Origin of the sequence: Pseudoxanthomonas sp. GM95 (genome assembly GCF_900109775.1) — a bacterium.
Classification (GTDB): Bacteria; Pseudomonadota; Gammaproteobacteria; order Xanthomonadales; family Xanthomonadaceae; genus Pseudoxanthomonas_A.
In genome coordinates this window covers 240,350-256,501 of the sequence record NZ_FOAX01000004.1, presented here as the reverse complement: position 1 = coordinate 256,501, position 16,152 = coordinate 240,350, and the positions used below count along the sequence as shown (strand labels likewise).

14 protein-coding genes are annotated in these 16,152 nt (G+C 68.4%); 7 read left to right on the top strand and 7 right to left on the bottom strand.

What is annotated here, in order from left to right; genetic code table 11:
- Positions 1–210: 210 nt before the first annotated feature.
- Entirely contained in the window at positions 211–933 is a 723-nt protein-coding gene (gene pyrF / locus BMZ17_RS19100) for an orotidine-5'-phosphate decarboxylase (protein WP_093143351.1), read from the bottom strand.
- The gene (locus BMZ17_RS19095; protein WP_093143347.1) at positions 930–1,844 is read right to left on the bottom strand and encodes a 5'-nucleotidase, lipoprotein e(P4) family; all 915 of its coding nucleotides are present in this window, start codon (positions 1,842–1,844) and stop codon (positions 930–932) included. The genes pyrF and BMZ17_RS19095 overlap by 4 nt, the downstream gene beginning before the upstream one ends.
- Before the next feature lie 181 nt (positions 1,845–2,025).
- Between BMZ17_RS19095 and BMZ17_RS19090 the strand changes: the two genes are divergently transcribed.
- Both BMZ17_RS19090 and BMZ17_RS19085 read left to right on the top strand, forming a co-directional pair.
- On the top strand, positions 2,026–2,700 hold the full coding sequence (locus BMZ17_RS19090) for a YceH family protein (protein ID WP_093143342.1): 675 nt from the start codon (positions 2,026–2,028) through the stop codon (positions 2,698–2,700).
- A 61-nt stretch (positions 2,701–2,761) separates the two neighbouring features.
- Entirely contained in the window at positions 2,762–4,639 is a 1,878-nt protein-coding gene (locus tag BMZ17_RS19085; protein ID WP_093143338.1) for a hypothetical protein, read from the top strand.
- Positions 4,640–4,708: 69 nt separating this feature from the next.
- On the opposite strand, the gene BMZ17_RS19080 is transcribed toward BMZ17_RS19085, so the two are convergent.
- A complete protein-coding gene (locus BMZ17_RS19080) occupies positions 4,709–6,688 on the bottom strand; it encodes a UvrD-helicase domain-containing protein (protein ID WP_093143333.1) in 1,980 nt (659 codons plus the stop codon).
- A 93-nt stretch (positions 6,689–6,781) separates the two neighbouring features.
- Between BMZ17_RS19080 and BMZ17_RS19075 the strand changes: the two genes are divergently transcribed.
- Both BMZ17_RS19075 and BMZ17_RS19070 read left to right on the top strand, forming a co-directional pair.
- A complete protein-coding gene (locus BMZ17_RS19075) occupies positions 6,782–7,537 on the top strand; it encodes an SEL1-like repeat protein (RefSeq protein WP_254775459.1) in 756 nt (251 codons plus the stop codon).
- Between the two features lie 73 nt (positions 7,538–7,610).
- Positions 7,611–8,231, top strand: coding sequence for a thymidine kinase (locus BMZ17_RS19070; RefSeq protein ID WP_093143328.1), 621 nt, complete (start codon positions 7,611–7,613; stop codon positions 8,229–8,231).
- Here the strand turns inward: BMZ17_RS19070 and BMZ17_RS19065 are convergent.
- The 4 genes from BMZ17_RS19065 to BMZ17_RS19050 all read right to left on the bottom strand — a co-directional run bounded on the left by BMZ17_RS19065 (position 8,179) and on the right by BMZ17_RS19050 (position 13,438).
- Entirely contained in the window at positions 8,179–11,031 is a 2,853-nt protein-coding gene (locus tag BMZ17_RS19065; protein WP_093143324.1) for a serine/threonine-protein kinase, read from the bottom strand. The genes BMZ17_RS19070 and BMZ17_RS19065 overlap by 53 nt on opposite strands.
- 18 nt (positions 11,032–11,049) lie before the next feature.
- Entirely contained in the window at positions 11,050–11,619 is a 570-nt protein-coding gene (locus tag BMZ17_RS19060; RefSeq protein ID WP_093143319.1) for an ECF-type sigma factor, read from the bottom strand.
- Between the two features lie 91 nt (positions 11,620–11,710).
- Positions 11,711–12,523: a bifunctional DNA-formamidopyrimidine glycosylase/DNA-(apurinic or apyrimidinic site) lyase gene (mutM, locus tag BMZ17_RS19055; protein ID WP_093143315.1), complete on the bottom strand. Its 813-nt coding sequence runs from the start codon at positions 12,521–12,523 to the stop codon at positions 11,711–11,713.
- Positions 12,524–12,616: 93 nt separating this feature from the next.
- On the bottom strand, positions 12,617–13,438 hold the full coding sequence (locus tag BMZ17_RS19050) for an ABC transporter ATP-binding protein (RefSeq protein ID WP_093143310.1): 822 nt from the start codon (positions 13,436–13,438) through the stop codon (positions 12,617–12,619).
- A 131-nt stretch (positions 13,439–13,569) separates the two neighbouring features.
- Between BMZ17_RS19050 and BMZ17_RS19045 the strand changes: the two genes are divergently transcribed.
- From BMZ17_RS19045 to BMZ17_RS19035, 3 genes are all read left to right on the top strand, one after another.
- The gene (locus BMZ17_RS19045; protein ID WP_093143305.1) at positions 13,570–14,769 is read left to right on the top strand and encodes a DesA family fatty acid desaturase; all 1,200 of its coding nucleotides are present in this window, start codon (positions 13,570–13,572) and stop codon (positions 14,767–14,769) included.
- A 132-nt stretch (positions 14,770–14,901) separates the two neighbouring features.
- Positions 14,902–15,186, top strand: coding sequence for an EF-hand domain-containing protein (locus BMZ17_RS19040; protein WP_254775471.1), 285 nt, complete (start codon positions 14,902–14,904; stop codon positions 15,184–15,186).
- 100 nt (positions 15,187–15,286) lie between these two features.
- Positions 15,287–16,147, top strand: a complete 861-nt coding sequence (locus tag BMZ17_RS19035; protein ID WP_093143296.1) for an EamA family transporter — start codon at positions 15,287–15,289, stop codon at positions 16,145–16,147.
- The last annotated feature ends 5 nt before the right edge of the window (positions 16,148–16,152 follow it).

Sequence of the window (16,152 nt, the reverse complement as noted above, 5' to 3'; positions counted from 1 at the left end):
TTGGCCGGTGTCTGCGGACATCGGCAAGGCACTGGCGTGACACGGGCAAAAAAAAGGCCCGGTCGGTGACGACGTCGGGCCTGATAAATCCGGGTCGGGCCCGGAGGACATCGGATGTGGCAACAACTCCGGCCTGAGCCGGACGCGCACAGCCTAACGTCTGAACGTATGCGAAGCAATACTTGAAGTATTGCAATGCAAGTGATTGTTTTATTTGACGAGTTCTGCGATTTCTGCCTGCATGGCTTCGGCCGCGACACGCGGATCGGGCGCCTGCCGAATCGGCCGGCCGACCACGATGGCGTTGGCGCCGGCGGCGAAGGCCTCGGCCACGCCCAAGGTGCGCTTCTGGTCGCCGACAGCACTGCCGGCCGGGCGGATGCCCGGGCAGACGATGTCGAAGCCCGCACCGGTGGCCGCGCGCACCGGCGCGGCTTCCTGGCCCGAGCAGATCACCCCGTCGATGCCGGCGGCCTGGGCGGCCAGCGCGCGCTGGACGACCACCTCGCGCGGCTCGTGATCGATGCCCATCGCGGCCAGGTCGGTGCGGTCCATCGAGGTCAGCACGGTCACCGCCAGCAGGCGCAGGTCGCCGCTGCGCGCCTGCGCGGCGGCTTCCATCATCCCGGCGTGCCAGCCGTGGATGGTGGCGAAGGTCACCGGCCAGCGCGACAGCCCGCCGATCACCCCGGCGATGGTGGCCGGGATGTCGAAGAATTTCAGGTCGACGAAGATCTTCTTGTCCCGCTTGGCCAGCGCGTCGAGCACGGTGAAATAGTCGCCCGAGGCCAGCAGCTCCATGCCGATCTTGTAGAACGACACCGCATCGCCCAGCCGGTCCACCCATTCCAGCGCCTGCGCGCCGGTGGGTTCGTCCAGGGCCACGATCAGCCGCTCGCGCGGGCCCAGGGCCAACGGTGCGCGCGGGCTCATCGGGCCAGGTCCAGCGCGGCGCGCTTGGCGGCGCGACGAGCGTCGACCGGCTGTTCCCAGTCGTTGTTGAACAGCGCCGGCTCCCACGACCCGTAGGTCGGGCCGGCCAGCATCCACCAGCGCTCGCCGAACCAGTCGTCGTACTTGTCCAGCAGCTGCTGGCGGCCGTCCTCAGTGTTGGCGATGACCTGGGTGAAGTCGCCCAGCTGGTCGCCGAACTGCATCAGCACGCGGTACTGCTGCCCGGCCAGCTTGCGGCGGCAGTTCTTCTCGGTGCCGTTCTGCTCGCAGCCCGGCACGTTGGTGCCCAGGCCCAGGAACACGCTGTCATCTGCCACCGGCAGGCCGGCCTGGCGCAGGTTGGCCAGGGTCGCCTCCTTCAGGTGCACGGCGCGGTTGGAGATGTACAGCAGGGTCACGCCCTTGGCGTTGGCGGCCTTGGCGAACTCGACCACGCCCGGCACGGCCTTGGCCTTCTTCTCGGCGACCCACTGGTCCCAGGTGACTTCGTCGTACTGGGCGTGGTCGGCGATCAGGCGTGCCTGATAGGGCGAGTTGTCCAGCACGGTCTCGTCCACGTCCAGGATCACCGCCGGCTTGAGGCCGGTGGTGGCGTTGCCGCGTTCGTCGGGCACCAGCGCGTCCCAGTGCTTCTCTTTGAGCGCGGCATCCAGGTGGTCGGCGGCGGCGCGGTAGGTCTGCTCGGACAGCGCCTTGTATTCGGCCGAACGCTGCACCCACAGGACCGCGTTGAGGTTGTCGTCGGCCGCCGCGGTGGGCGTGGTCGGCACCGGCTGGATTGCCGGCTTGGCTTCGGCCGAGGCGGCCGGGGCGGCGGGTTCGGTGCGCTTGCAGGCGGCCAGGGCCAGCACGGTGCAGCAGCTCAGGAGCAGCGTTCGGGTTGCGGTCACGTGGGAAAAGATCGACGCGGAAGGGACGCGCTAGTTTAGCGGCTGCCGGTGACGGCTGGACTTCAGGGTCTGCTGGTTGCCATCCCGCGGACTAGGGCGCGATGCGCAGGATCTCGTACCCTGCCGGTCGCAAGCGGCGGCTATGCTTGCCGGCTCCGATCGCTGCAACAGGTGCCGCCCCATGTCCGATTCCGCCGACCTGCCCGTGCTCGACGCTGCCCAGGCGCGTCTGCTGGGCTGCCTGATCGAGAAAGAGGCCACCACGCCCGACGTCTATCCGCTGACGGTCAACGCCGCGGTCTCGGCTGCCAACCAGAAGACCGCGCGCGACCCGGTAATGAACCTGCAATCCGGCGCCGTGCAGCACGCCCTGCGCACGCTGGAAACGCTGGGCCTGGCGCGCCAGCAGTTCTCCTCGCGCGCCGACCGCTACGAGCACCTGACCGGCAAGGTCTTCAGCCTGCCCAACCAGCAGATCGCGTTGCTGGGCCTGCTGCTGCTGCGTGGACCGCAGACGGTCAACGAACTGCTGGCCCGCGCCGAGCGGCTGGTGAAGTTCGCCGACGCCGAAGACGCGCGCCACCATCTGGAGCGAATGGCCCATCGCGAGCCCGCGCTGGTGGTGCAGATCCCGCGCGGCCCAGGCCAGCGCGAGGATCGCTGGATGCACCTGCTGTCCGGCGTAGTGGACGTGGAAGCGATCAGCGCGCGCGTGGCGGCGTCGTCTTCCGGTGGCGGCAGCAGCGAACTGGATCATCGCGTCGCCGAACTCGAAGCGCGCATCGCCGAACTCGAAGCGCGCCTGGCGCGACTCGAAGGCGACAGCGCCGCGCCCGAAGCGCCGCAACTGTCCTGAGCGCGCCGCCTTCGGCGTGAAACGAAATGACGCGCGCAAGCGCCTAAGCGGAACCCGTTTCATGCGCATGATCCTGCCGGCAGGCGTTGTGTTGTTCGTTGCGCTCGCCGGCTGTGACCGCAAGCCGCCGGTCGCAGCCGCTGCACCGGCCGCCGCGCCTTCCACGCTGGAGGCCATGCCCGACAGGCCGGCGCCACAGATCGCGATCAAGGCCTCGTTTCCGTGTCCCGGCCCGCTGATCGAAGGCGGGCCCACCTTGCCGCTGGATGCACCGCTGACCGAACTGCAGCAGCTGATCTGCGCCGAGCCCGAGTTGGCGATGCTCGATCGCCAGGCCCACGACGCCTACCTCGCCACGCGCCTGCGCAGCGGTGCGGATCGCGCGCAGCTGTCCAAGGCCGAACAGGCCTGGGAAGCCAGTCGCGAAACCTGCCTCAAGGCCGCCGACCCGCGCGACTGCGTGGCCGAGGCCAGCCGCACCCGCCTGGCCGAACTGGCGCTGCAGGACCCGAGCAACGTCGCGCGCACCCAGGTGGCGTTTTCCTGCACGGGCACCGGCACGCCGCTGACCGCGGCGTTCTACAGCAAGCTCGACCCGCCGTTCGCGGTGCTGGGCTTCGGTCGCCAGCAGGCAATCGTGTTCCTGCAGCCCACCAATGGCGGCCTCAAATACCAGCGCACCGGCGCGAACATCTTCGTCCACCAGGGCCGGGTGAAGGCCGAGCTGTACGGGCGCACGCTATCCTGCGTGCTGCCGTCCTCGCACTGGCTGGAAGCGGCGACGCCGGCGGTGGCGGCGGCTGCCGAGCCAGAAGCGACAGCGCCCGTTGCAACTGAAGTCACTGCGGCGCCCGCGCCTGAAAGGGTTGCTGCTGCTGTGCCGGCCCCGGCTGTTGCTGCGCCAACGCCGCCGGTCGTCGCCCCGCCGCGCGTTGCACAGGCGCCCGTCGTCGCGCCGGCCGTGCCTGCACCAACGCCATCTCGTTCGACGGCGTCTGCGGTCGCCGCCGCGCCGCCGCCGGCAGTGTTGTCATCAGCGCCTAAGCCAACCGCCGTCGCGGCGGCTCCGCAGCCGGTTCGCGCGCCCAGTGTGCAAGCCGCCCCTGCTGCGCCTGTCGCTTCGAAGCCCCCCGCGCCGACCGCTACGTCCGGCGCTGCCAAGGCGCCGTCGATGACAGTGGCTGCCGCCTCGACCAAACCGGTCGCGCCCGCTGCGCAGGCCCCTGCGCCTTCCACGCCTGTGCCCACCAAGTCGCCAGCCGTGATCGCCGCGGTCACGCCGCCCCCGACGACGCAAGCCCGTCTGGTCACGCCATCACCCGTTTCGGCACCACCGGCATCAGCCCAGCCGTCGCGTCCTGCCAATTCGGCCAGAACGCCGACCGTGACGCCCGTTGCGTCATCGACGCCAGCCGTGGCCAGGTCGATCACGCCGCCGCCCGTGGCGGCACCGACGCCGTCCACCGCATCGATTGCGAAAGCGCCGCCGGTCGCTGCAGTCCCGCGTGTCGCGCAGGTTCCCGCCGCCGAGCCGCTAGCGCCCGCACCGGTGATCGCACCTTCAGCCCCCGCCCCCAGCCGCGCCGCGGTGAACGCCGCCGCCGCGGAAGCCACCGCCGCGCTGATCCGTCAGATGATGCCCGGCGTGTCGATGGCCTCGGCGCCACCGCCGGTCGCCGTTCCGCCGTCGGTGCGGGTGCCACCACAGGCGCCCGCCCGCGCGATGCCGCCCACGCGCCGGAAAAAGATGACCGCTGCCGAAGCCACCGATGCGCTGGTCCAGCAGGTGCTGATGGAAGTCCAGTCCGCCTCGGCCCAGCCCAAGCCAGCGGCCGAAGCACCGGTCGCCGTGCTGTCCGGCGCGCCCTTGGCGCCCGCCCCGATGGTCGTTCCGGCCGAGGTGCCGGCGATGACGGTGCCGGCCGACGCCAAGCCGTAGCGCGTTTCGCGAGGGAGTAGGCGAGGCGCTTCGGCGTCGCGCCCTACTACCGCAAATGCGTGGACCGGATCAGTCGTCGAACAGCGCCTGGATCGCCGCCATGCCGGCCTTCGCGCGCTCCTGCTTGCTGGCCGCATCCAGCACGGGATCCGCTCCATCGCGCTGCAATTCGGCCTGCGGCAGTTCGTCGAGGAAGCGGCTCGGCTGCAGCCGCATCAGCTCGCGGAACTTGCGCGTGGTGCGGCTGTGGCTGAGGTACAGGCCCTGCTTGGCGCGGGTGATGCCCACGTACATCAGCCGGCGCTCTTCCTCCAGCGAGCCTTCTTCCAGTGCGGCTTCGTGCGGCAGCACGCCGTCCTCGCAGCCGACGATGAACACGTAGCGGAACTCCAGGCCCTTGGCCGCGTGCAGGGTCATCATCCGCACCTGGTTGCCGCCGTCGTCCTTGTCGTTGCGCGACAGCAGCGCCAGCTGCGCGGCCAGGTCGCCGGCCGTGGCGCCGCGCGGGCCGCCACCGAACCAGTCGGCCAGTTCCTCCAGGTTGGCCTTGCGGCGCTGGAAGGACGGCTCGTCCTTGGATTGCACGCGCAAATCGGCCAGCAGGCCCGAACGCTCGGCCAGCAGGCGCACCAAGTCGGCCGCCGGCAGCTTGGGCGCCTGCGCGCGCAGCTCGTGCAGCACGTCGTTGAAGGCGGCCAGGCCGTTGGCGGCGCGTGGCGGCAGCGCCTGCAGCGCGCCAGTGATCTCGGCCGTGCGCGCCATCGGCAGGTGTCGCGCCTGCGCCATCTCGGCCAGCTTGGCCAGCGAGGTCGCACCGACTTCGCGCTTGGGCGACTGCACCGCGCGCAGGAAGGCCGCGTCGTCATCCGGATTGGCCACCAGCCGCAGCCAGCTCAGCGAATCCTTCACTTCCTGCCGTTCCAGGAACGCCGTGCCGCCAGTCAGGTGATACGGAATGCGCAGCAGCTGCAGCGCCTTTTCGATCACGCGCGACTGGAAATTGCCGCGGAACAAAATGCAGAACTCGTTCCACGGCACCTGCTTGGCGGTCTGCAGGTACGAGATTTCCGCGGCGACCTTTTCCGCCTCGTGGTCGTTGTCGCGGCATTCCCACACGCGGATACGCTCGCCGTCGGCCTGGTCGGACCACAGCTGCTTGAGATGCTCGTGCGGGTTGTGCGCGATCAGCGCATTGGCCGCGCGCAGCACGCGGTTGGAGCAGCGATAGTTCTGCTCCAGCTTGATGATCTCCAGCTGCGGATAGTCGCGGCCCATCTGCAGCAGGTTTTCCGGGTTGGCACCACGCCACGCGTAGATGCTCTGGTCGTCGTCGCCCACGCAGGTGAAGTCGCCGCGCGGCCCGGCGATCGCTTTGAGCAGGCGGTACTGCGCGTCGTTGGTGTCCTGGCACTCGTCCACCAGCAGATAGCCGATGCGCTCGCGCCAGCCGGCGGTGATCTCCGGGTTGGCCTCCAGGATCTGCACCGGCAGGCGGATCAGGTCATCGAAATCCACCGCGTTGAAGCTGGCCAGGCGCGCCTGGTAGCGCGCGTACAGCGCGGCGGCTTCCACCTCGCGCGGGCTGCGCGCCAGCTCGGCGGTCTGCTCGGGCGACAGGCCGGCATTCTTGGCGCGCGAGATCAGGCTTTTCATCAGCTCGACCGCGTCGGGCTTGGCGCCCGGCATCAGGTCCTTGATCTGCGCGTTTGCATCGTCGGCATCGAAGATGGAAAAGTTGCGCTTCAGCCCCGCCGCGGCGTGCTCGATCTGCAGGAACTTCAACCCCAGTGCGTGGAAGGTGCAGATGGTCAGGCCTTCGGCCGCATCGCCCTTGATCCGCTTGGCCAGGCGCTCGCGCATTTCCTTGGCCGACTTGTTGGTGAAGGTGATCGCCGCGATGCGCTTGGCGGGCATGCGTTTGGACGCGATCAGATGCGCGATCTTTTCGATGATCACGCGCGTCTTGCCGCTGCCGGCGCCAGCCAGCACCAGCAGCGGACCGTGCACGTGCAGCACCGCCGCGCGCTGTGGGGGGTTGAGGAAATCCATGAACGGAGGCCTTGCAGTAGGTCTTTAGTTTATAGAAAAGCGCGCGCGGGCCGATCTAGAATCATCGCTACACAAGCCCAAGGAGGAGCTGCAATGCGCATCAAGAAAGGAATCATTGGATTGTCTCTGGTACTTGCCGCGACGGGGTTTACGGCGACGGCCGATGCGGCCTCGAAGAAGGCAACCTTCTACGACGTTCCTGCAGATGTGATGACCGATGGCTTTTTTCAGGGTCATCTGGATCTTTTTTATCGCCGCGCCGGGATGCGTGCGGACAAGGACCGCGACTTCAGCGAGGCACGCAAGCAATATCGACTCGCCGCGCGATATGCCGATAAGCCCTCGCAGGCGCGCTTGGGTGAGATGTATTGGAACGGGGAAGGCGGTACGCAGGACCGGGTGATGGGCTTCCTGTTCATGGCATTAGCGGCTGAGCGAGGCTACGAGAGTTTTACCGCGCACAAGATGGATTATTGGCGTCAGCTCACCGAAGACGAGCGCAAGCGCGCAGTTCGCCAAGACAAGAAAATGCTCGCCGATTACGGGGATGAAGTCGCCAAGCCGCGCTGGGAAGCCGTGTTGAAGCGAGAAGCGCGGCGGAGCACGGGGAGCTTGCTTGGTGGCACTGGCGCTTCCGCGCTTGTCATCAACTCCCCGCGTGGAGGCGGCATCGACGCCCAGCGCTTTTACGCGCCACAGTTCTGGCAGCCGACGCAGTATTGGTCGATGCAAGATCGACTGTGGGCAAAAGAAAATCCGGGCATCGTGACTGTCGGTGATGTCGAGGGTATCCCGCTGGAAGTTCCAGAGGATCACTCAGCGCCAAATTCAGCGCCGGCGAATCCCTGAACCCACGAGCATTCCGCCTAGAGCACGGGATGCGCGGATTTTTAGCGCTTGGTCAGCCGCTAGAATTACCGCCATGGCCAAGCTCTATTTCTATTATTCGGCGATGAACGCCGGCAAGACCACCACACTGTTGCAGTCGGCGCACAACTATCGTGAGCGCGGGATGCGGGTGCTGATCCTGACGCCGCGGCTGGACCATCGCGCCGGCACCGGCGTGGTCGCCTCGCGCATTGGCCTGCGCGCCGAAGGCACGGCTTTTACCAGCGACGACGACCTGCTGCAGACGGTGGATGCGGATATCGCGGCGCACGGACCGCTGCATTGCGTGTTGGTGGACGAAGCGCAGTTCCTCACGCGTTCGCAGGTGTGGCAGCTCAGCGACGTGGTCGATGAGCGCCGCATTCCGGTGCTGTGCTACGGCCTGCGGACGGATTTCCGCGGCGAGCTGTTCGAAGGCAGCCAGGCGCTGCTGGCCTGGGCTGATGAGCTCACCGAGATCAAGACCATCTGCCACACCGGCGCCAAGGCCACGATGACCGTGCGCGTGGACGCCAACGGGCGCGTGGTGCACGACGGGCCGCAGGTCGAGATCGGCGGCAACGAGTCCTATGTGTCGGTCAGCCGCGCCGAGTACAAGAAAATCACCCGCGGCGAATCGGCAATGCAGCCACTGCAGGCCGCCTTGCCCCTTTGACGCCAGCCAGGCGTACGCAGCGCGTGCGGATTTCGGCCACTTCGCGCGGGATCACGCCGCCGTCGGGCTGGGCCTGTTGCAGGGTTTCCAGCAGGCCGTTGAGCGTGCGCACCGCTGCTTCCGGCGCGCCGCTGCTGCAGCGCGCTTCGGCCGCGTAGGCGCTGGCGCTCCAGCGCAGGCGCGCGAACTCGCTGCCGTCGCCGCGCGTGCTGGCCAGGCTGTCCAGCACCGCCAGCGCTTTCTCGTTTTGGCCCAGTAGCGCCTGGTTGCGGGCCAGCGAGAGTTCGGCGAACAGCCGGCGCGGATGATCGGCTGGATAGCCCTTGCGGGCCAGCATCACCGCGCTTTCCAGCCACGGTTTGGCCGCAGCAGCATCGCCGCGTTCGGACAGCACCTGGCCGATCATGCGATCGGTGTCGCCGACCAGCGGATGCTGCTCGCCGAAGTTGGCCACGCGCATCGCACGCGCCTCGCGCAGCGCGGCCAGCGCTTCGTCGTTGCGCCCGGCGCTCTGTAGGACCATGCCGTAATTGAACAGCCCCCCGGCCAGCTGGCGCGTGCCTTCCGGGCGACGCCAGATGTCCACGGCGTATTCGATATCGCGACGCGCCTCGTCCAGGTCGCCGCGCTGCCAGGCGATGATGCCCAGCGTGTTCCAGGCCAGCCCGGTCTCGCGATGGTGCTCGCCCATGATCTTCGCGGTCTGCGCCAGCAGCTTGCGCATCTGCTGCTGCGCCGCCACGTACTGCCCCTGGTCGACCTGCAGGGCAACCAGCTGGCGCTGCAGTCCCAGTGTGATCGGGTGGTTGGGACCGTTGATCTGCTCGGAGAGCCGCATCGCCTCGCCGTAACTCTGCTGGGCCTGCACGGTATCGCCGCGCACGCGCTGTGACGCGCCGAGCGCGCGCAGGATCTCGACTGCCAGCGGATGGTCATGGCCCGCGTGGCGATACAGATGGTCCAGCGCAGCGCGATAGCCGGCCAGCGCCTCGCGCTCGCGCGCCATGTCGGTGTCGAGCAGGGCCAGGTCCAGCATGTTCTCGGCCACGCCGGCTTCGTCGCGCAGCGCCTGCCGGCGCTGCAGCGCATGGTCGAACAGCGCGCGGGTGAGCGTGCGATCGCCACGCGGCCGCAGGCAGCGCGCGTACTGGGAGAGGAATTCGGCCACCTCCGCATCGTGACCGGGCAGGGTGCGTGTCATCGGTTCGAATGGCGCCATCTGGCTGATGCAGGCATCGCTGCGATCGAGCATGCGCAGCGCGCGGCCGTGTTGGGCGGTGATCTGCAGCAGCAGCTGCGGTGACACATCGCCGCGGTCCTTGAGCAATGCCTGCGCACGTTCGAGCAGCACCAGCGCCTGGTCGTAATCACCCAGGCCGATCCGCAGCCGCCCCACCACGCCCAGCAGCTCTGCATGCGCCAGCGGCTGACCGGACAGCTCACGTTCGCCGCGCGCCACGCCGGCATCGAGCATCTTGCGTGTATCGAACGCATCGCCACGCGGCGAGGCGCCGGTGCCGTCGAACAGGCCGATCACGAAATCCTGCATCGCCTGCGCACGCTGCGCTTCGTGTACGGCATCGCGCGCCTGGCGCAGGCTGATCGCCGCGGCGCCGAGCAGGATGAAGGTGGTCATGGACGCGGCCAGCAGCCACCAGCGCTGGCGCAGGATGTACTTGCCCAGGCGATAGCCCACGCTCTGGCGTTGCGCGAGCACCGGCATGCCATCGAGGTATCGGCGCAGGTCGGCCGACAGTGCCTCCACCGAGGGGTAGCGGTGCTCGGGCTTCTTGGCCAGCGCCTTGAGCGTGATGCGGTCCAGGTCACCGCGCAGACGCCGCGACTGGCGCATCAGGTCCAGCCGCAGTTCCTTGCCCTGGGCAGAACTCAGCAGCGCCTGCGAAGGCCGCAACGGTTCGACCGCGACGATGGCCTGCTCCCATTCCATCGGGTTGTCGCCACGCAGCCGATACGGCTTGGTGCCGGCCAGCAGTTCGTACAGAACCACCCCCAGCGAATACACATCGGTGCGCGTGGTCACCGGCTCGCCGCGGACCTGCTCGGGCGCGGCGTAGTGCAGGGTGAACGCGCGCAGCTCGGTGCGTGCGCCGCCGTCGGGTGAATCGAGCAGTTTGGCGATGCCGAAATCCAGCAGCCGCGTGTCGCCGTTGGCGGTGACCAGGATGTTGGACGGCTTGAGGTCACGGTGGACGATCAGGTTGGCATGCGCGTGGCTGACGGCCAGGCAGACCTGGCGGAACAGGGCCAGGCGCGCTTCCACGCCCAGCATGTGCTGCTGGCAGTAGTCGGTGATCGAGATCCCTTCGACGTATTCCAGCGCGAGGTAAGGTTGGCCCTGTTCGCCGACGCCGGCGTCGAGCAGGCGCGCGATGTTGGGATGCTCCAGCCGCGCCAGGATGTCGCGCTCGCGTGAGAAGCGCATGCGCAGGCGATGGTCGGCGATGCCCGGATGCAGCAGCTTGAGCGCCACCCGCCGCTGGAAGCCGTTGTCGGCGCGCTTGGCCGACCAGACCATCCCCATGCCGCCTTCGCCCAGCAGCCGTTCGAGCTTGTAAGGCCCCAGGCGGGCGCCTTCCTGCAGGTGCGGCTGGGATTCGTGCAGCGGCGGCGGCCAGGCGCCCTCGGTGTCTTCTTCCAGCGCGAGCAGCGCGTCGAGTTCATCGGCGAGCGTGGCGTCCTCGCGGCGGATCAGGGCCAGCTGCTGCGCGCGCTGGGGCCCATTCATGTCCAGCAGCAAGTCCAGCAGCGGCGACAGGCGTTGCCATTGGGCGGCGTCCATCGCGTCTACGCCTTCGGACTACTCGTCCTGCATCGCCGCCAGCAGGAACAGCCGCGCCTTCTGCCAGTCGCGTCGCACGCTGCGTTCGGAACGCTGCATCAGGTCGGCGATTTCCAGCTCGGACAGGCCGGCGAAGTAGCGCATCTCAACGACCTTGGCCAGGCGCGGATCGGCTTCGAAGAGCTTGTCCAATGCGGTGTTGAGCGCCAGCGTGGTCTCGTCCAGGCGCAGCAGGTTGCTCTCGACGTCCTCAGGAATCTCGGCCACGCGCTTGAGATCACCGCCGCGTTTGCGCGCCAGGCGGCTGCGCGCGTAATCCACCACCACCGAGCGCATCGAGGATGCGGCGTAGGCGAAGAAATGTGCACGGTCGTCGAACTTCGCCCCGCCCTGCGCGCCCAGCAGCTTCAGGTAGGACTCGTGGACCAGCGCGGTGGCATCGAGGGTATGGCCCTGGTGCCCTGCCAGTTGGCGGCGGGCCATCGAGTGCAGCTCCTGATAGAGCGTGGACAGCACGCGGTCCAGCGCCGCGCGGTCGCCCGAGCGCGCGGAGTCGAGCCAGAAAGTGATATCGGCACTGCCGTCCATGATCCCGTTCCCTGCATGACTGCAGGCGGGACTATAGCCGGTGGAAACGTGACGGGTGTATCAGCTGCCGACGCGCCGCCCTGTTTTTCTGTCAGCGCTGACAGTGTGGGCACCAGACGGTGGTGCGCTGTCCTATCTGTTCTTCTTTCAGCGTTCTTGCGCAGCTTTTGCACGGCAGGCCGCCGCGGCCGTAGACCCACAGCTCCTGTTCGAAGTAGCCCGGGGCGCCGTCCGGGCTGATGAAGTCGCGCAGGGTCGTCCCGCCACGCTGGATGGCGTAGGCCAGGATTTCCTTCACCGCCGCCGCCAGCGCCACATAGCGCTCGCGCGAGACCCTGCCGGCCGCGCGCAGCGGATGGATGCCGGCCTTGAACAGGCTTTCGGCCGCGTAGATGTTGCCCACGCCGACCACGATCCGCTGGTCCATCAGGAAGGTCTTGACCGAGGCACTGCGGCCGCGGCTGCGCTCGAACAGGAATTCACCGTCGAAGTCTTCCGACAGCGGCTCCGGCCCCAGTCCCTGCAGCAGCGCGTGGGTGGTGCCCGGCGCCTGCCACAGCAGGCTGCCGAACCGGCGCGGGTCGTTGAAGCGCAGCACCCGGCCGCCATCCAGCGCCAGGTCGACGTGGTCGTGGGTCTTCACCGGCGTCGCCGCGGGCAGCACGCGCAGGCTGCCGCTCATTCCCAGGTGCAGCAGCGCGCTGCCGGCGTGGGTGTCCAGCAGCAGGTACTTGGCGCGGCGGCGGACCGCATCGATCCGCGCGCCGGGCAGGTGCGCGCGCACCTCCGGCGGGATCGGCCAGCGCAGATCGTCGCGCCGCTGCAGCACGGCGCGCACCACCGCGCCTTCCAGGTGCGGGGCCAGGCCGCGGCGCGTGGTTTCGACTTCGGGAAGTTCGGGCATGGCGACGCCTGGCGAAGGTCAGCAGGACAGCAAGAGATGGGTGCGATGGTGCGCGCGTCCAAGCGCCGCCGGTGTGACGTGCGCCGCGCGCCGTCAGCTGGCCGCGGCGCGGTAGATGCCGCCTTCGCAGCGCACGCTCAAGGTGCCGCCGTAGACCTGCGACAGCAGCGGCGCGGTCAGTGTCTGCGCGCGCGGGCCATCGGCCACGATCTGGCCGTCGCGCATCAGCAGCACGCGGTCGATCTCCGGCACGATTTCCTCCAGGTGATGGGTGACCAGCACCAGTGTGATGCCCTGGCCGGCCAGCTCGCGCATCAGCGTGCAGAACTGTTGCTGCGCGACCAGGTCCAGGCCGGCGGTGGGTTCGTCCAGCAGCAGCGCATCGGGCTGGTGAACCAGGGCGCGGGCGATCAGCACGCGGCGCATCTGGCCGGTGGACAGTTCGGCCACCAGGCGCCCGGACAGCGCCTGCGCACCGACGCGCGCCAGCGCCTCGGCGGCTTTGGCGCGCATCTCCGCGGTGACCTCCTGGTCGATGGGCAGGACGAAACTGGCAAAGAAGCCGGTGACAATCGCGTCATCCACGCTCAGGTGCGGCATCTCCTGCAGGTCGCGCGTTGCGTCGCTGGTGACCAGCCCCAGGCGAGTGCGTAGTTGGGCCACGTTCCAGCGGTTCAGGCCGAACACCTTCACCGGCGCCTCGCCCTCGCGCGCCAGCGGGTACAGCTCGCGGTTGATCAGCTTGATGAAGGTGGATTTGCCGCAGCCGTTGGGCCCCAGCAGCACGGTGTGCTGGCCGAGCACGATGCGCAGGCTCAGCGCATCGAGGATGGCGGTGTTGCCGCGCACCACGGTGGCGCGGTCCAATTCGATCAGGGGCAGGGTTTCGGCAGGTGCGGAAGTGACGGACAGCATGGTTTCCTGAGCCGGTCGCCTCCGGCTGAACACCATACGGACGCGACGGGTGAAAGTTGGGGGGGCAGGCGCCATTATGGCCGGGTGCGTCGGGCCGTTGCCCGTACGCGGCGTTCCCTGGAGGGGGAAACATGCACCCAACCCTGATCGACATCCTCACCGGCGGCCTGCTGCAGTTCACCTGGTGGGAGCTGGTGCTGGTGCTGCTGGTCTTTACCCAGGCGACGATCTTCTCGGTCACCTTGTACCTGCATCGCAGTCAGGCGCATCGCGGCGTGGATTTCCACCCGGTGCTCAACCATTTCTTCCGGTTCTGGACGTGGCTGACCACCTCCATGATCACCAAGGAATGGGTGGCCATCCACCGCAAGCACCACGCCAAGGTGGAGACCGACGAAGACCCGCACAGCCCGCAGGCCAAGGGCATCGGCAAGGTGTTCTGGGAAGGCGTGGAGCTGTACCGCGAAGCCCGCTGGAACCGCGCCGACATCGAGCAGTACGGCCGCGGCGCGCCGGAAGACTGGATCGAGCGTCGGCTGTACACGCCGCACGCCAACCTCGGCCCGATCGCGCTGGGCGTGATCAACGTGGTGCTGTTCGGCCTGCCGGGTATCGCGCTGTGGGCGATTCAGATGGCGTGGATCCCGTTCTGGGCGGCCGGCGTGGTCAACGGCCTGGGCCACTGGTGGGGCTATCGCAATTTCGAATCGGCCGACACCTCGACCAACCTGACGCCGTGGGCGTTCTGGATCGGTGGCGAAGAGCTGCACAACAACCATCACGCCTTCCCGAGTTCTGCGCGCTTTGCGATGCGCCGCTGGGAATTCGACATCGGCTGGGCCGCGATCAAGGGCCTGGAGGCGGTCGGCCTGGCCAAGGTGCTGCGCGTGGCGCCGCGCCTGGACATCCGCCCGAACATTTCCGTGCCCGATGCCGACACCTTGAAGGCGCTGCTGTCGCATCGCTTCCAGGCCATGACCGATTACCAGCGCAACGTGTTCAAGCCGGTGCTGGCCGAAGAAGCCGCGCTGGCCGGGCAGAAGCTGCGCCAGCTGCTGCCGCGCCGGATGCGCCGCGGCCTGGTGGACGACGGTCGCTGGCTCAAGCCCGACGCCCGCGATGCGCTCAACAACTGGGTCGCGCAGCGGCCGCGTATGCAGGCTCTGGTGGAACATCGCAAGCGCCTGGCCGTCCTGCTGGAAGCCCGTTCGCACGATGCGGCCGAGCGCCTGCGCCAGCTGCAGGCCTGGTGTAAGGAAGCCGAGGAAAGCGGCATCGCCTCGCTGCAGGCCTATTCGCAGCGGCTCAAGGGCTACGCGTTGGCGCACTGAATGCCGATGCCCTGATCGAACACACGCCCCGGTCCAACCGGGGCGCGTCATTTCAGGCCCGCGCCACTGCGGCACACTAGGCGCATGCGCATCCTGATCCTGCTGGTTTCGTTGAGCTTTGCACTGCCGGTGATGGCCCAGGTGCCGACCGGCACCTCGGACTACCTCGCGCGCATGGACAGCGACCACGATGGCCGCGTCAGCATCGACGAATACGTGTCGTGGATGACCTACGCCTTCGATGAGCGCGACGCCGACCACAACGGCGTACTGGAAGGCGCCGAGCTGCCCGGCAGCCGCGGCAAGCCGATCGCCCGGACCACGCTGGTGGCGCAGCTGCGCCAGCGCTTCGCCAAGCAGGACCGCAACCACGATGGGTTCCTTGACGCGAAGGAACTGGCTTCACCGCCGCAGTAGCCGTTTCAACGGTCCAGAGGGTTTGACGGCAACGCGCCCAAGCGGGCCTGCCGGCGCGCGGCGATAATGCGCGCCCCTGAAACGCTGCGGTGGCTGTCCGATGTGGTTGCTTGCCCTGGCCGTGCTGTGCAGCGTGGCGGTATCGGTCCTGTTCCGCCTGGCGCCGCGTCTGAAACTGGACGTGCCGCAGGCGGTGACCTGGAATTACCTGACCGGCGCGCTGCTGGCTCTCGCGCTGCTGGACCCGCCGCTGGCGGCCCTGCACGGCGAACACGCGCCGTGGCGCTGGTGGTTGCCGCTGGGCCTGTTGCTGCCGGGCCTGTTCCTGGTGTTGGCCGCGTCGGTGCGACGCGCCGGCATCGTGCGCACCGACATCGCCCAGCGGCTGTCGCTGCTGCTGTCGCTGATCGCGGCCTTCACCCTGTTCGGCCAACACGCGGGCAACGGGCAGGTGGCCGGGTTGGTGCTGGGCCTGGTCGCCATCCCGTGCCTGCTTGCTCGGCCGCGCGCGGAAGGTTCGCCCGAGGCTGTCGACTGGCGCCTGCCACTGATCGTGCTGGTGGGTTGGGCGACCACCGACGTGCTGTTCAAGCGGATCGCCGCCGATGGCGCGCCGCTGTCGGTGTCGCTGCTGGCGACCTTCGCCATCGCCTTCGTGCCGATGCTGGCCTGGCAGCTGTGGCGCCACGTGCGCGGGACGGCGCGGCTGCAGCTGCGCAGTTTCATTGGCGGGCTGGCGCTGGGCGCGCTGAATTTTTCCAACATCGGCCTGTACCTGGCGGCGCACCGCGCGCTGCCACATGCGCCGGCGACCGTGTTTGCCACGATGAACATCGGCGTGGTCGTGGTCGGCGCGCTCGTGGGCGTGGCGGTGTTCCGCGAACGGCTGGGCCGGCTCAACCTGCTGGCGATCCCGCTGGCGGTGCTGGCCATCGTCCTGATCGGGCATGGCATGGGCTGACATCG

Excerpts from the sequence above, each read along its gene's own strand:
- pyrF (WP_093143351.1), bottom strand. The coding sequence starts at position 933 with ATGAGCCCGCGCGCACCGTTGGCCCTGGGCCCGCGCGAGCGGCTGATC.
- BMZ17_RS19090 (WP_093143342.1), top strand. The coding sequence starts at position 2,026 with ATGTCCGATTCCGCCGACCTGCCCGTGCTCGACGCTGCCCAGGCGCGT.
- BMZ17_RS19085 (WP_093143338.1), top strand. The coding sequence starts at position 2,762 with ATGCGCATGATCCTGCCGGCAGGCGTTGTGTTGTTCGTTGCGCTCGCC.
- BMZ17_RS19080 (WP_093143333.1), bottom strand. The coding sequence starts at position 6,688 with ATGGATTTCCTCAACCCCCCACAGCGCGCGGCGGTGCTGCACGTGCAC.
- BMZ17_RS19075 (WP_254775459.1), top strand. The coding sequence starts at position 6,782 with ATGCGCATCAAGAAAGGAATCATTGGATTGTCTCTGGTACTTGCCGCG.
- BMZ17_RS19070 (WP_093143328.1), top strand. The coding sequence starts at position 7,611 with ATGGCCAAGCTCTATTTCTATTATTCGGCGATGAACGCCGGCAAGACC.
- BMZ17_RS19065 (WP_093143324.1), bottom strand. The coding sequence starts at position 11,031 with ATGGACGCCGCCCAATGGCAACGCCTGTCGCCGCTGCTGGACTTGCTG.
- BMZ17_RS19060 (WP_093143319.1), bottom strand. The coding sequence starts at position 11,619 with ATGGACGGCAGTGCCGATATCACTTTCTGGCTCGACTCCGCGCGCTCG.
- mutM (WP_093143315.1), bottom strand. The coding sequence starts at position 12,523 with ATGCCCGAACTTCCCGAAGTCGAAACCACGCGCCGCGGCCTGGCCCCG.
- BMZ17_RS19050 (WP_093143310.1), bottom strand. The coding sequence starts at position 13,438 with ATGCTGTCCGTCACTTCCGCACCTGCCGAAACCCTGCCCCTGATCGAA.
- BMZ17_RS19045 (WP_093143305.1), top strand. The coding sequence starts at position 13,570 with ATGCACCCAACCCTGATCGACATCCTCACCGGCGGCCTGCTGCAGTTC.
- BMZ17_RS19040 (WP_254775471.1), top strand. The coding sequence starts at position 14,902 with ATGGCCCAGGTGCCGACCGGCACCTCGGACTACCTCGCGCGCATGGAC.
- BMZ17_RS19035 (WP_093143296.1), top strand. The coding sequence starts at position 15,287 with ATGTGGTTGCTTGCCCTGGCCGTGCTGTGCAGCGTGGCGGTATCGGTC.